At 65.4% G+C, this 14,044-nt stretch carries 9 protein-coding genes; 8 read left to right on the forward strand and 1 reads right to left on the reverse strand.

Annotation, left to right across the window (positions count from 1 at the left end):
• Positions 1 to 23: 23 nt before the first annotated feature.
• Positions 24 to 3,785, reverse strand: coding sequence for a GH92 family glycosyl hydrolase (locus tag AB5J53_RS36220; RefSeq protein WP_369249814.1), 3,762 nt, complete (start codon positions 3,783 to 3,785; stop codon positions 24 to 26).
• 552 nt (positions 3,786 to 4,337) lie between these two features.
• Between AB5J53_RS36220 and ngcE the strand changes: the two genes are divergently transcribed.
• The 8 genes from ngcE (at position 4,338) to AB5J53_RS36260 (ending at position 14,000) form a co-directional block, all read left to right on the forward strand.
• The gene (ngcE, locus tag AB5J53_RS36225) at positions 4,338 to 5,789 is read left to right on the forward strand and encodes an N-acetylglucosamine/diacetylchitobiose ABC transporter substrate-binding protein (protein ID WP_369249815.1); all 1,452 of its coding nucleotides are present in this window, start codon (positions 4,338 to 4,340) and stop codon (positions 5,787 to 5,789) included.
• A gap of 62 nt (positions 5,790 to 5,851) precedes the next feature.
• Complete coding sequence (locus AB5J53_RS36230) at positions 5,852 to 6,775, forward strand: carbohydrate ABC transporter permease (RefSeq protein ID WP_369249816.1); 924 nt, start codon at positions 5,852 to 5,854, stop codon at positions 6,773 to 6,775.
• A complete protein-coding gene (locus tag AB5J53_RS36235; RefSeq protein WP_369249817.1) occupies positions 6,775 to 7,695 on the forward strand; it encodes a carbohydrate ABC transporter permease in 921 nt (306 codons plus the stop codon). Before AB5J53_RS36230 ends, AB5J53_RS36235 begins: the two co-directional genes overlap by 1 nt.
• A 112-nt stretch (positions 7,696 to 7,807) precedes the next feature.
• Positions 7,808 to 8,965: an RNA-guided endonuclease InsQ/TnpB family protein gene (locus AB5J53_RS36240; RefSeq protein WP_369249818.1), complete on the forward strand. Its 1,158-nt coding sequence runs from the start codon at positions 7,808 to 7,810 to the stop codon at positions 8,963 to 8,965.
• Positions 8,966 to 9,306: 341 nt separating this feature from the next.
• Complete coding sequence (locus AB5J53_RS36245) at positions 9,307 to 10,506, forward strand: ROK family transcriptional regulator (RefSeq protein WP_369249819.1); 1,200 nt, start codon at positions 9,307 to 9,309, stop codon at positions 10,504 to 10,506.
• A gap of 133 nt (positions 10,507 to 10,639) precedes the next feature.
• Positions 10,640 to 11,737 carry a substrate-binding domain-containing protein gene (locus tag AB5J53_RS36250; RefSeq protein WP_369252670.1) on the forward strand — a complete coding sequence of 366 codons (1,098 nt, stop codon included), beginning with the start codon at positions 10,640 to 10,642 and terminating at the stop codon, positions 11,735 to 11,737.
• 182 nt (positions 11,738 to 11,919) lie between these two features.
• Positions 11,920 to 12,711: an ATP-binding cassette domain-containing protein gene (locus tag AB5J53_RS36255; RefSeq protein WP_369249820.1), complete on the forward strand. Its 792-nt coding sequence runs from the start codon at positions 11,920 to 11,922 to the stop codon at positions 12,709 to 12,711.
• On the forward strand, positions 12,708 to 14,000 hold the full coding sequence (locus tag AB5J53_RS36260) for a sugar ABC transporter permease (protein WP_369249821.1): 1,293 nt from the start codon (positions 12,708 to 12,710) through the stop codon (positions 13,998 to 14,000). Before AB5J53_RS36255 ends, AB5J53_RS36260 begins: the two co-directional genes overlap by 4 nt.
• Positions 14,001 to 14,044 lie beyond the last annotated feature (44 nt).

Here is a 14,044-nt window from a genome sequence, read left to right on the forward strand (position 1 = left end):
CCCCTCTCCCGTGGGGGTATGCGTCAGGCGAGCAGTTCCACCTCCGCGAGCGTCGCCTCGCCGTCGAGGACCAGGCGGTAGTGCGCATAGGAGCCCGGGTCCGCGACCGTGAACGCCCGGGTCTGCTTGTCCCAGGCGAAGGACTCGCCGGAGCGCTTGTCGAGGTCGGTCCACTCGCTGCCGTCGGACGAGCCCTGCAGGACCCAGCCGGTCGGAGCCTTCGTATGGTCCGCGGACGACGTCAGCGTGTACTGAACCGCCTTGGTGTCAGAGCTGACCGGCAGGTCGACGGAGGTGACCGTGGCGTCCGTCGCCGAGGTGTTGTCGAAGAGCGCGCCGTCTCCCTTGAGGGCGTCCGTGCGGGGTGAGGGCACCTTGTCGTCCTGCGTGATCGACACGGGCGCCGCGTCCTTGCCGGTGCCCCAGGAGGACGGCTTGGAGCCCATGTCGAACTCCAGGACTCCGCCACGCGAGACGACCGAGTGCGGGAGCGAAGTCGACGTCCATTTCTTGCCGTTGACCTTCAGGCCCTGCACGTACACGTTCTTCGCGCTGTTCTTGGGCGCCTTGACGACCAGGTCCTCGCCGTTCTCCAGATGGACCGTCGCCTTGGTGAACAGCGGGGAGCCGATGGCGTACTCACCGCTGCCCATCACCAGCGGGTAGAAGCCGAGCGAGGAGAAGAGGTACCAGGCCGACTGCTCGCCGTTGTCCTCGTCGCCGTGGTAGCCCTGCCCGATCTCGCTGCCGGTGTAGAGACGGGAGAGGACCTCGCGGACGTTCTTCTGAGTCTTCCAGGGTTGACCCGCCGCGTCGTACATGTAGTTCACGTGGTGAGCCACCTGGTTGGAGTGCCCGTACATGCCCATCCGTACATCGCGGGCCTCGGTCATCTCATGGATGACCCCGCCGTACGAGCCCACGAACTCGGGCGAGGCCGTCTCCGGCGTCGCGAAGTACGCGTCGAGCTTCTCCGCCAACCCGCTGCGGCCGCCGTACAGGTTGGCGAGCCCCCGCGAGTCCTGCGGCGCGGTGAACGCGTAGCCCCAGCCGTTGGTCTCCGTGTAGTCGTAGCCCCACACGCGCGGGTCGTACTTCGACGACTCGACCCGCCAGTCGCCCTTGTCGTCGCGGCCCTGGAAGAAACCGGCCTTCGAGTCGAAGAGATTCACATAGTCCTGGGCGCGGTTGAGGAAGTAGTCCGACTCCTCCTTGTAGTGCTTCTTTCCGGTCTTCTTGTAGAGCGCCCGTCCCATCTTCGCGATGCCGTAGTCGTTGAGGTAGCCCTCCAGCGCCCACGACAGGCCCTCGTGCGTGTCGGTGCTCGTGTAGCCGAGGAAGGGGGAGGTCGACATGCCCTTGCGGCCCACGCCCGACGTGGGCGGGACGACGGTGGCGTTCTTCAGGGCCGCGTCGTACGCCGACTCCGCGTCGAAGTCGACACCCTTGACGTAGGCGTCCGCGAACGCCACGTCCGAGGAGGTGCCGGTCATGAGGTCGGCGTAACCCGGCGAGGACCAGCGCGAGGTCCAGCCGCCGTCCTTGTACTGCTGCACGAACCCGTCGACCATCTCACCCGCTTGACCGGGCGTCAGGAGCGAGTACGCCGGCCATGTCGTCCGATAGGTGTCCCAGAAGCCGTTGTTGACGTACACCTTGCCGTCGACGATCTTCGCGCCGGTGTGCGTGGGGGTGTCGGGACTCGGCATCGGCGAGAACGGTGACGCGTACTGGTACTTTGAACCGACCTTCTCGAACCCGGAGTTGGGGTACAGGTACAGCCGGTACATGCTGGAGTACAGCGTCGTCAGCTGGTCCGGCGTCGCGCCCTCTACCTCCACCCTGCCGAGCAGCTTGTCCCACTGCTTCTGCGCGCGGTCCTTGACCGTGCCGAAGGACGTGCCGTCGGGGATCTCCTGGCGGAGGTTGTCCTTGGCCTGGTCGATGCTGATGAGCGAGGTGGCGAGGCGCAGGGTGACGGTGTGGTCCTGCGAAGGAGCGAAGCGCAGATAGCCCTTGACCCCGCTGGAGTCCCCTCCGGTCACCTTCGCGTCGAAGACCCCGTACACGAAGAGCCGCGTGGCCCCGGTCGACAAGCCGGACTTCACGTCCGAGTACCCGGTGACGATCCCGTTCTCCTTGTCGAGCGTCAGCCCCGCCTGCTCCGTGACGTTGTCGAAGACCACGCTCGCGTCATCACCGGGATAGGTGAACCTCAACGAGGCGGCGTGGTCCGTCGGCGCCATCTCCGCCTTGAGCCCGTTCTCGAAGGTCACCCCGTAGTAGTACGGGCGCGCGGTCTCGTTCTCATGACGGAAGGCGAGCTCGCGGGCCTCCCGGCCGGTGTCCGGGGTGCCCGACGCGGCCGACGGCATCACCTGGAAGGTCTGCCGGTCCCCCATCCAGGGGCTGGGCTCGTGGCTCGCGCTGAACGCCTGGATCGTGGGCAGATTGTCCGAGTTGTTGGCGCGGGCGTAGTCATAGAGCCAGCTCAGCGAGCCCGCGTTGGTCACCGGCGTCCAGAAGTTGAAGCCGTGCGGGACGGCCGTCGCCGGGAAGTTGTTGCCGCGAGAGAAGCCACCGCTGGAGTTGGTGCCGCGGATGGTCGACGCGTAGTCGGACAGATGGGCCTTCGGCTTCTCGGGCTGCTTCACACGAAGCGAGACGTCGTCCAGCCAGCCGCGGAACTTCGCGGGCCCCTTCGGCGAGTCGTACGCCAGCACGATCCGGTCCACGGTCTTGCCGGCCGCGACCGAACCGATCCGCGAGGCCACGTTGTTCCACTGGTTGACGTACAGCACCTTGGCCGCGCCCTGCCCCTGCGGCGTCAGCGCGAAGCCGTGCTGGTCCGTCGCGCCCAGGTCACTGAGGTAGCTGCCGTCGGTGAAGACCAGGTCCACGGCCACGTTCGTGGCGTCGTAGTCCCGGTCGCCGTCCGCCATGGACGGGAAGATCCGGTACGACAGCTCGGTGTCCCGGCCGACGGTCACGTTCACGTCGAAGACCTTGTTGTACGAGTAGGCCCGGCCGTCCGGCTTGTGCGTACCGGCGTAGCGCAGCGCCCGCTTGCCCGTGAAGCCCGCGCCCGCCTTCGCGGTGGGCGAGCCGCTCGGGCCGCGGTCCACCAGCGAGAGCATGTCCTTGGGCGTCGGGTCGTCGCTCTGGCCCGTCGAGAACTGGACGTCGGCGAGCTGGAGGATGTCGCCGCCGTTGTTCTTCGTGATGTCGAGCCGGAAGTGCTGGTACTCGACGGGGCTCGCGATGTCGTACGACTTGGTCTGGAACCGCTCGCCGAAGGACTCTCCGGAGCGCGTGTCGAGGGTCTTCCAGTCCTTGCCGTCCGTGGAGCCCTGCAGGGTCCAGTCCCGCGGGTCGCGCTCGTCGTGGTCGTTGGCCGAAGTAAGCGCGTACGTGACCACCTTGACCGGGGCGTCGAGGTCGAACTCCGCCCAGCCGGTGGGCTCGAAGGTCAGCCACTTGGTGCTCGACTCGCCGTCGACGAGGTTCTCCTTCACCTCGCCCGCGCCGGTGTTCTCGCCGCTGGCGCGGACGTCGGTGACGTGGTCGGTGACATTGCCGGGGATGCCGGTGCTGTAGCCGCCGTCGACACCGGAGGATCGCTTGGTCCCATCTGGTGTCGTATCGACAGTATTCAACCAGTCCGGCGCGGGATCGCCCGATTCGAACGAGGAGGCGAACTCCCGGTCGGCGGCCGCCGCTTGAGCGGGAAGGGCGACCGCCACGCCCTGCGAGGCGACCACCAGAGAAAGCGCTGCCACCCCCATGAGCGTTGAGGAACCCCAAATGGGACGAGTCGAAGAACTCCGTCTGTACCGAGCTCTGTGCTGCATGCGCGAGCACCCTCCCTGCGCTTGGACAACGTTGTCAACTTCGCTGCGCAAGGACCATTTGGGCGTCAAGTTGTCAGTGATGTCAAGGGTGTTGGGTGGGGTGTCCGGGGCGAATGCCGCGCGACGAGCTGCGCATTACTCCCAATGTGGGAGGTTGGCACCCTGTGGATCTTCGCCGGGGCAAGTCACGGGTGTCCCATATTTCCGTGAGGTCTCAACTCGGAAAAGACCCACCGGCAAACCTGCATTCGATCTTGCTCCGTTGGCGGGAAGTGGACTATACCTGTCGGCGTCTGCCCCGTCGTTCGACGGCCGTGGACAGGCAGGACCCAGGGGGGAAATCGGGAGGCCACGGACCGTGTCACATACACCTACCGTCGCGTCGTCCCACTGAATCCCCCACGCACGACCCCAGCTTGACCTAACCGCGGTGCCGGGGAGGATCCGGTTCACCGCCTGAGTCCTGGAGAAGGCGAGGACTTGAGCATGGGATCCACTTCCGCCGAGAACAGCAACCCCGAGGGTGTCGGCCGCCGTGATCTGATCAAGCGGTCGGCGGCACTCGGCCTGATCTCCGTACCGACGATGAGCTTCCTGTCCGCGTGTGCGAGCAGCGACAGTGGCTCGGAGGACAAGGCCAAAGCCGGCAAGAAGACGAAGAAGAACCCGCTGGGCGTCAATGAGACGGCCGCGCTCTCGGTCGTCATCTTCGACGGCGGTTTCGGTACGAAGTACGCGACCGACGCCAACGCCGAGTACAAGAAGGCGTACCCCAAGGTCAAGATCAATTTCCACAAGACCCAGAAGATCCAGTCCGAGCTGCAGCCCAAGTTCAACGGTGGCACTCCTCCGGACCTGATCGACAACTCGGGCGCCCAGCAGATGGACATGGGTGTGCTCGTCGGCAAGAAGCAGCTGACCGACCTGACCCCGCTCCTCGACGCGCCGTCTATCGACGACCCGACGAAGAAGGTCCGCGACACGCTGCGCCCCGGCATCGTCGAGATGGGCCAGTTCGACGGCGACCCTGTCTGGATCATGTACTACGCCTACACGGTCTACGGCGTCTGGTACTCCCAGACCGCCCTCGACAAGCTCGACTCGACGTACCCCGAGGACTGGGACGCCATGCTCGCGCTGTGCGCGAAGGCGAAGAAGCAGGGCATCGCCGGCTGGACGTACGCGGGCAAGTACCCGTACTACCTGCCGTTCTCGCTCTACCCCTTCATCGCCAAGATCGGTGGCCGCGAGGTCCTCGACAAGATCGACAATCTGGAGCCGAACGCCTGGAAGGACCCTGCCGTCAAGGCCGCGTTCGAGGCGTACTACGAGCTCTACAAGAAGGGCTACATCCTCAAGGGCACCCCGGGCATCGACCACATCCAGTCGCAGACCGCCTGGGCGAAGGGCAAGGCGCTCTTCATTCCGAACGGGTCCTGGGTGGAGAATGAGTCCGCGAACGTGATCCCAAAGGACTTCAACCTGGCCGTCAGCGGCCCGTCCAGCCTCGACAGCTCCGACAAGATGCCGTTCGGCACCATCTGGGCCTCCGGCGGAGAGCCCTTCATCGTCCCGGCCAAGGCGGCCAACGCCCCGGGCGGTATGGAACAACTGCGCATCATGCTCAGCGAGGCTTCGTCGAAGAACTTCACCAGCCAGGTGAAGTCGCTGACGGCCTTCAACGGCGGTACCGACGGCATCACGCTGACCCCCGGCCTCAAGTCCGGTGTCGCGGCGCTGGAGAAGGCCGGCGACAACGTGGTCAACCCGCGCCTCCAGGACTGGTACGTGAAGCTTCAGAAGGAGCAGATCGGTGTTGCCGGTCTCGGCGAGATGATGGCAGGGCGACTGACCCCGGCCGAGGCCATCAAGAAGATCCAGGGTTACGCGGACGCGGCGGCCAAGGATCAGTCCATCAAGCACTACAAGCACCAGTAGCAGCGGCACGTGCGCATACGTCACCAGCGGCGGCACCCGCGAAGAGATCGGGGTCGGTAACCATGCAACACGGCAAGTACCGGTTCATTGTGGGGTTCTTGGTAACCCCCTTGGCCTTGTACGCGATCTTCGTGATCTGGCCGTTCATCCAGGCGATCTACTACTCGTTCACGGACTGGACCGGCCTGAGCCCCGACTTCAAGATGGTTGGCTTCGCGAACTACACAAGAATGCTGCACGACGACATCTTCTGGAAATCGTTGCAGCACAGCCTGGTATTCGCATTGCTGCTGCCGCTGGTGACGCTGGGCCTTGCGCTCTTCTTCGCCTTCATGCTCAATGTCGGTGGGCGGCGCCGCAAAGGCGCCGCCATCACCGGAGTGCGCGGTTCAGGCTTTTACAAGATCGCCTATTTCTTCCCGCAGGTGCTGTCGATCGCGATCGTCTCCCTGCTCTTCCAGTTCGCGTACAACCCCAACGACGGTGTGATCAACGGGACTCTGAAGGCCATCGGCCTCGGCAGTGTCCAGCCGGACTGGCTGGGCGATCCGGGTCTCGCCCTGTGGTGTGTGATGACGGTGCTCCTGTGGAGCACCGTCGGGTTCTTCGTCGTGCTGTTCTCCGCTGGAATGGCCTCGATTCCGAAGGACTTCTACGAGGCCGCTCTCCTCGACGGCGCGAACCGGTTCACCACGTTCTTCAAAATCACTCTTCCGCTGCTCTGGGACACCGTGCAGTCCGGATGGGTCTACATGGGCATTCTGGCCCTCGGCGCGGAGGCCTTCGCCGCCGTGCAGATCATGACGGTGGGTCCCGGCGGTCCCGACTACTCGACCACGGTCCTGCCGCTGTACGTCTACCAATCGGCGTTCCGCGACGCGAACGCCGCCTACGCGACAACGATTGGCGTTGCCCTCCTCATCGTCACGCTGCTGTTCGCAGCGATCGTGATGCGGCTGGGCCGGCGAGAGCGGCTGGAGTTCTGATGAAGACCACTGACACCCCGCCGCCCGCGGACCCGGTCGAGGTTCACCCGCGGGTGATGAAGACGCCGGCCCCGCCCGAGAAGGTGAAGAACAGTGAGGGAGGCGTCCTGAGCGTCTTCTCGCACGGCATCCTCATCATCTGGGCGATCATGGTCGTCCTGCCGCTCGTCTGGGCGGTGATGACGTCCTTCAAGGACGACGACTCCATCTTCAGCTCACCCTGGTCACTACCGGACAAGCTGCACTTCGACAACTGGTCGCGCGCCTGGTCGCAGGCGCACATGAGCGACTACTTCGGCAACACGCTCATCGTGGTGGGCTTCTCGCTGGTGGGCACGCTCGTACTCGGCTCGATGGCGGCGTACGTGCTGGCCCGCTTCGAGTTCCCCGGCAACCGCTTCATCTACTTCCTCTTCGTCGGAGGAATGAGCTTCCCGATCATGCTCGCTCTGGTGCCGCTGTTCTATGTGCTGAACAACATGCAACTGCTGAATACGCTGCCGGGCCTGATCCTCGTCTACATCGCCTACTCACTGCCGTTCACCGTCTTCTTCCTGACATCGTTCTTCAGGACACTGCCGACCTCTATCGCCGAGGCGGCGTTCGTCGACGGCGCGTCGCACACCAGGACCTTCTTCCAGATCATGCTGCCGATGGCTAAGCCGGGTCTGGTCAGCGTCGGCATCTTCAACTTCCTGGGGCAGTGGAACCAGTACATGCTCCCGACGGTGCTGAACACCGACCCGGACAAGAAGGTGCTCTCCCAGGGCCTCGTCGAGCTGGCGACCAGCCAGGGGTACAAGGGCGACTGGTCGGGCCTGTTCGCGGGCCTGGTGATGGCGATGTTGCCGGTTCTCGCCGCGTACATCATCTTCCAGCGGCAGGTGGTGCAGGGGCTGACGGCGGGTGCCCTCAAGTAGCAGCCTGGCAACCTCGTCATAGATGCGAACGCATGGTCGGTTTGTCACTGAATTTGGTGCATGTGTGCGGAGTTGGTTCATCCGTGCGGCTGTGTGGCTAGCGTGATCGGTCATGAAGCTGGTTGTGCGGGTCAAGCTGCTGCCGACGCCTGAGCAGGCGTCGGCGCTGGGGGCGACGCTGCTTGCCTGCAACCGTGCTGCCATCCATGTCTCGCGAGTGGCATTCGAACAGGGCGTCACCTCGCGCAATGAGTTGCAGACGCTGGTTTACGCGGAAGTGAAGGCCGCATTCGGCCTGTCGGCTCAGCCTGCGGTGCGGGTAGTGAAGAAGGTCGTAGACGCGTATGCGACGCTGCGCGCCAATCTGGCGGCGGGCAACCTGGGGAAGTCGGGTTCGAAGCGATACCGAAAGGCGGCCGGGCAAGCGGTTGTCTTCCGGCCCGAGGCCGCACAGCCCTTTGATGACCGCTGCCTTTCCTGGCAGCTCGATGCGGGAACCGTGTCCATCTGGACTATCGGCGGACGGTTGAAAGGCCTGGGGTTCACCTGCTCGCCCGACCAATTGAAGACTCTGGTGCAATACCGCAAGGGGGAGAGCGACCTTGTCCAGGCGGGCGGGAAATGGTTCCTCGTCGCCACCTGCGAGGTGCCGGAGCAGCCGGTGTATGAGCCTGTGGACTGGATCGGCGTGGACCGTGGCATCGTCAACCTTGCCACCACCTCGGAGGGCGCCAACTACCAGGGCCGACGGCTGGGGCGTTATCGGCGCTGGCAGGCCCGCAAGCGCACCGAACTCCAAGCCAAGGGCACCCGCTCGGCCAAGCGGCGCCTCGCACAGCGTGCATGTCGTGAACAACGGCATGCCACTCATGTCAACCACCGCATTTCCAAGGAGATTGTGGCCGTCGCGCAACGCACCGGTCGCGGAATCGCCGTCGAGCAGCTGGACGGGATCCGCGAACGGGTACGGCTTCGCCGCGACCAGCGGACCACCTTCTCCCGCTGGCCCTTCCGCCAGCTCGGTCAGCACTTGGCCTACAAGGCCAAAAGGGCCGGGGTGCCGTTCCTGGAGGTGGACGCGGCCTACACCTCGCAGCGCTGCCCGCGCTGCGGCCATACCGAGAGGGCCAATCGGTCCACTCGGGATCGCTTCTGTTGTCGTCGGTGCGGCCTCGCTGGGCCCGCCGACGTCGTCGCCGGGGTCAACGTGCGCGATCGCGCACGCTCGGCGTGGGTGTTTGTCACCACACCCGCACCTGCTCCGTCATAACGAGAGAGTGGGTGGATGCGACCCGTGACCGTTCCGTCGTAGGGGGCAGTCGGGAGCGCGACGAGGTGTGAATGATCGAGAGTGCAAGCTTGATCGTTCACGGCCGAGAAGGTGACAACTTGTAAGTGGTCTTGATATGTGGCTGTGACGTGGGCCACGCACGCATCGCCCGTGTCATGTCACGGCTGGGTTTTCCTGGGATACGGCGCTCACGCGTGCTCATCCGCGCCGGATGCAGCTCAACCTCTTGACGGGAGGTGACCCAAACGGCTCAGCTTAGAGTTCACTAGTTGGACATAGGCGAGGCCTCATCGTGGCGGCCTCGTACGCGGGAGGTCGTCGTGGAGACTCCGGGGTCGCAGTCGTCGCTGCACCGAGCCAATCTGGAGCGCGTCGTACGTGCGGTGCGCCTTGCCGGTTCGCTCACGCAGGCGGAGATCGCGAGGACGACGGGCCTGTCCGCCGCGACCGTTTCCAATATCGTCCGGGAGCTCAAGGACGGCGGAACGGTCGAGGTCACACCCACTTCGGCGGGCGGACGCAGGGCCCGCAGCGTCAGTCTGAGCGGAGACGCCGGCATCGTCATCGGGGTCGACTTCGGGCATACACATTTGCGCGTCGCGGTCGGAAATCTCGCCCACCAGGTACTGGCCGAGGAGTCCGAGCCGCTGGATGTGGACGCCTCCGCCGCGCAGGGCTTCGACCGGGCGGAAGAGCTGGTCAACCGCCTGATCGCGGCAACCGGGGTCGACCGGTCCAAGATCGCGGGTGTGGGGCTCGGTGTGCCCGGCCCGATCGACGTGGAGTCGGGGACCCTCGGGTCCACCGCCATCCTGCCGGGCTGGACCGGCGCGAAGCCCGCCGAGGAGCTGCGGGGGCGGCTCGGCGTGCCCGTGCACGTGGACAACGACGCCAACCTGGGCGCGCTCGGCGAGATGGTCTGGGGGAGCGGGCGCGGGGTCAAGGACCTGGCGTACATCAAGGTCGCCAGCGGTGTCGGCGCGGGTCTGGTGATCGACGGCAAGATCTACCGCGGGCCTGGCGGCACTGCGGGAGAAATCGGCCATATCACTCTTGATGAATCAGGCCCCGTCTGCCGTTGCGGCAACCGGGGATGCCTGGAGACCTTTACGGCGGCGCGCTATGTGCTGCCGCTCCTGCAATCCAGTCACGGCACCGATCTGACCATGGAAGGCGTGGTCAGGCTGGCGCGCGACGGGGATCCGGGCTGTCGTCGGGTGATCGCCGACGTCGGCCGTCACATCGGCAGCGGAGTCGCGAATCTCTGCAATTTGCTCAACCCGAGCCGGGTGGTTCTCGGCGGCGATCTCGCCGAGGCCGGGGAGCTGGTTCTGGGGCCCATCAGGGAGTCGGTCGGCCGCTATGCGATCCCCAGCGCCGCACGTCAACTCTCGGTGTTGCCAGGGGCCTTGGGGGGCCGCGCGGAGGTCCTCGGCGCGCTCGCTCTCGCGCTCAGCGAGATGGGCGATTCGACCCTTTTGGACGGATCGCTGACCGCTGTTGCCCCTGCCTTCACTTAGAGAACGCATGGCACCGTTGCCATCTCGTTAAGTATTTACTTCTTGACGTCGCACGTGTGGCCGAGTTGACTTCCAGCCACCTCGGCCGCAACGACGCGGCCTCGTCAGGGAGGTTTCTGAAGTGAACACGCGTATGCGTCGTGCCGCCGTTGCCGTTGCCGCTGGTGCTATGGCCGTCTCGCTGGCCGCCTGTGGCAGTGCCAAGGAGTCCGGCGACAAGAGCGACAGCTCCAGCTCCGCCAAGAAGGGCGACGCGATCAAGGTCGGTCTGCTCCTTCCCGAGAACCAGACCGCGCGTTACGAGAAGTTCGACAAGCCCCTGATCGAGAGCAAGATCAAGGAGCTGACGAACAACAAGGGCGAGGTCGTCTACGCCAACGCCAAGCAGGACGCCAGCACGCAGAACCAGCAGGTCGACACGATGATCACCAACAAGGTGGACGTGCTGATCGTGGACGCTGTGGACGCTGCCGCCATCAAGAACTCGGTGCAGAAGGCCAAGGACGCCGGCATCCCGGTCGTCGCCTACGACCGTCTCGCGCAGGGCCCGATCGACGCCTACACCTCGTTCGACAACAAGACCGTCGGCAAGACGCAGGGCGAGGCCCTCCTCAAGGCTCTTGGCTCCAAGGCCAAGGACGGCAAGATCGTCATGATGAACGGGTCGGTCACCGACCCGAACGCCGCCCAGTTCAAGGCGGGCGCCCACGAGGTGCTCGACGGCAAGGTGAACATCGGCAAGGAGTACGACACCAAGGAGTGGAAGCCGGAGAACGCCAACTCCAACATGGAGGGCGCCATTTCGGCTCTCGGCAAGAAGAACATCATCGGCGTCTACTCCGCCAACGACGGCATGGCCGGCGGTATCATCACCGCCCTCAAGGCCGCGGGCATCTCCGTCCCGGTCACCGGCCAGGACGCCGAGCTCGCGGGTGTGCAGCGCATCGTCGCCGGTACGCAGTACATGAGCGTCTACAAGCCGTACGCCCCCGAGGCCGACGCCGCCGCCGAGATGGCCGTCGCGCTCGCCCAGGGCAAGTCGCTCGACTCGGTCGCCAAGGACAAGGTCGACAGCCCGACCACCAAGGCGATCCCGTCGGTGCTCGTCGCGGTCACCTCGCTGACCAAGGACAACATCAAGGACACCGTCATCAAGGACGGCGTCTACACGGTCAACGACATCTGCACCGCCGCGTACAAGGCCGACTGCGACAAGATCGGTCTGAAGTAAGCCACCGCAAGTCTCTATCCACGTACGGGAATTCGTTCTTGAATTCCCGTACGGGACTTGCGTACTGAGCCCCTCCGGCGCCCCGCATTCAACAGCCCCGCAAGCTAGGCGGGGCGCCGGACGGAACAACCCCCCTCCAAAACTTTCTGCACAACCTCCCGCCGGGTCAGGCGGCGAAGGAGATGGTTCACGTGTCCGCTACGCCTGTCCTGGCGTTGCGCGGGGTCTCCAAGCGATTCGGTGCCGTCCAGGCGCTCACCGATGTAGAGCTTGAGGTCCACGCCGGTGAAGTGGTCGCCCTGGTGGGCGACAACGGCGCCGGAAAGTCCACGCTGGTCAAGACGATCGCCGGCGTGCATCCCATCGATGAGGGCGTCATCGAGTGGGACGGCAAGGCCGTATCGATCAACAAGCCGCACGACGCCCAGAACCTGGGCGTGGCGACCGTCTACCAGGACCTCGCGCTGTGCGACAACATCGATGTGGTCGGCAACCTCTACCTGGGCCGGGAGCTGAAGAAGCGCGGCGTCCTGGACGAGGTCGAGATGGAACGCCGCTCCCGCGAGCTGCTGGACACGCTGTCCATCCGCATCCCCAGCGTCCGCATCCCGATCGCCTCGCTCTCCGGCGGTCAGCGCCAGACCGTGGCGATCGCCCGCTCGATGCTCGGTGAGCCCAAGCTCGTCATCCTCGACGAGCCCACCGCGGCCCTCGGCGTCGAGCAGACCGCCCAGGTTCTCGACCTGGTCGAGCGGCTGCGCGAGCGCGGCCACGCGGTCCTCCTCATCAGCCACAACATGGCCGATGTGAAGGCCGTGGCCGACAAGGTCGCCGTCCTGCGCCTGGGGCGCAACAACGGCGTCTTCGAGGTCAAGTCGACCTCCCAGGAAGAGATCATTTCCGCCATCACGGGCGCCACGGACAACGCCGTGACCCGTCGTGCGGCGCGCAGCAATGGGGAGGCTCAGAAGTGAGCATCGACAAGACCTCCGCCACCCCCGACGAGCACGTCGTGGAGAACCCCGAGGCGGCGCACGACGCGGTCACCGCGGTCGACCCCCGGCTGCTGGTCCGCGAGGAGGGCCTCAAGGGCTATGTCACCGAGTTCAAGCGGAAGATGAAGTCCGGCGACCTGGGATCCATCCCGGTCGTCATCGGCCTGATCATCATCTGGGCGATCTTCGCCAGCCTGAACTCGAACTTCCTCACCGCGGGCAACCTGTCCGACATCTCCGTCGCCATGGTCGGCACGGGCATGATCGCCGTCGGCATCGTCTTTGTGCTGCTGCTCGGCGAGATCGACCTGTCGGTCGGTTCGGTCTCCGGTGTCGCGGGCGCCGCCTTCGCGGTGCTGAATGTCACGCACGGCATGAACGAGTGGCTGGCCTTCGTACTGGCCATCCTCACCGGCACGGCCGCCGGTGCGATCCACGGATTCGTCTTCGCGCGCATCGGTGTGCCGGCCTTCGCCGTCACCCTGGCGGGTCTGCTGTTCTGGAACGGCTTCATGCTCCAGATCCTCGGCAGCAACGGCACCATCAACCTGGACAGCGAAGGCGTCGTCGCCAAGCTGACCAGCTACTACTTCACCGATGTGGCCGCCGCCTACGCGCTCGCGATCGTCGTGACCGCCGCGTACTTCCTCACCTCCTACTTCGGTAACCGCCGCCGCGAGGCCGCGGGTGTGCCGTCCCGGCCGGTGAGCGAGATCATCGTGCGCACCGCGCTCCTGGCGATCCTCGCCTTCGCCGTGGCGATCCTCTACAACCAGTACAAGGGCCTGCCGTTGGCCGTTGTGATCTTCGTCGCGGTGCTGCTGCTCACGGACTTCGTGCTGCGCCGTACCTCGTACGGGCGGAAGATCTTCGCGCTCGGCGGCAGCGTCGAGGCCTCTCGGCGTGCGGGTATCAACGTGGAGATGGTCCGGATCTCGGTCTTCGCGATCTCCGGTACCTTCGCCGCGATCGGCGGTCTGTTCATCGCTTCGAAGATCGCCTCCGCCAACCAGGGCGCCGGCGCCGGTGACCTCCTGATGAACGCCATCGCGGCGGCCGTCATCGGTGGCACCAGCCTCTTCGGTGGCCGTGGCCGCACCTGGAACGCGCTGCTCGGTGTGCTCGTGATCGTCTCGATCCAGTACGGCCTCGCCCTGGAGGGCATCGCCTCTCCGGTGCAGTACATGATCACCGGTGGTGTGCTTCTCGCCACGGTCGTCATCGACGCCGTGACCCGCAAGACCCAGAAGACGGCCGGCCGCGCGTAGCGGTCCTGCCTCTTCCGGCCCTGGACGAAGTGCCCGGTACCAAT

Origin of the sequence: Streptomyces sp. R41, assembly GCF_041053055.1 — a bacterium.
GTDB lineage: Bacteria > Actinomycetota > Actinomycetes > Streptomycetales > Streptomycetaceae > Streptomyces.

What these genes read in the sequence shown, in the direction of transcription:
- AB5J53_RS36230 (WP_369249816.1), top strand. Translation starts at nt 5,852, where the DNA reads ATGCAACACGGCAAGTACCGGTTCATTGTGGGGTTCTTGGTAACCCCC.
- AB5J53_RS36250 (WP_369252670.1), top strand. Translation starts at nt 10,640, where the DNA reads ATGCGTCGTGCCGCCGTTGCCGTTGCCGCTGGTGCTATGGCCGTCTCG.
- AB5J53_RS36255 (WP_369249820.1), top strand. Translation starts at nt 11,920, where the DNA reads ATGGTTCACGTGTCCGCTACGCCTGTCCTGGCGTTGCGCGGGGTCTCC.
- ngcE (WP_369249815.1), top strand. Translation starts at nt 4,338, where the DNA reads ATGGGATCCACTTCCGCCGAGAACAGCAACCCCGAGGGTGTCGGCCGC.
- AB5J53_RS36235 (WP_369249817.1), top strand. Translation starts at nt 6,775, where the DNA reads ATGAAGACCACTGACACCCCGCCGCCCGCGGACCCGGTCGAGGTTCAC.
- AB5J53_RS36240 (WP_369249818.1), top strand. Translation starts at nt 7,808, where the DNA reads ATGAAGCTGGTTGTGCGGGTCAAGCTGCTGCCGACGCCTGAGCAGGCG.
- AB5J53_RS36220 (WP_369249814.1), bottom strand. Translation starts at nt 3,785, where the DNA reads ATGGGGGTGGCAGCGCTTTCTCTGGTGGTCGCCTCGCAGGGCGTGGCG.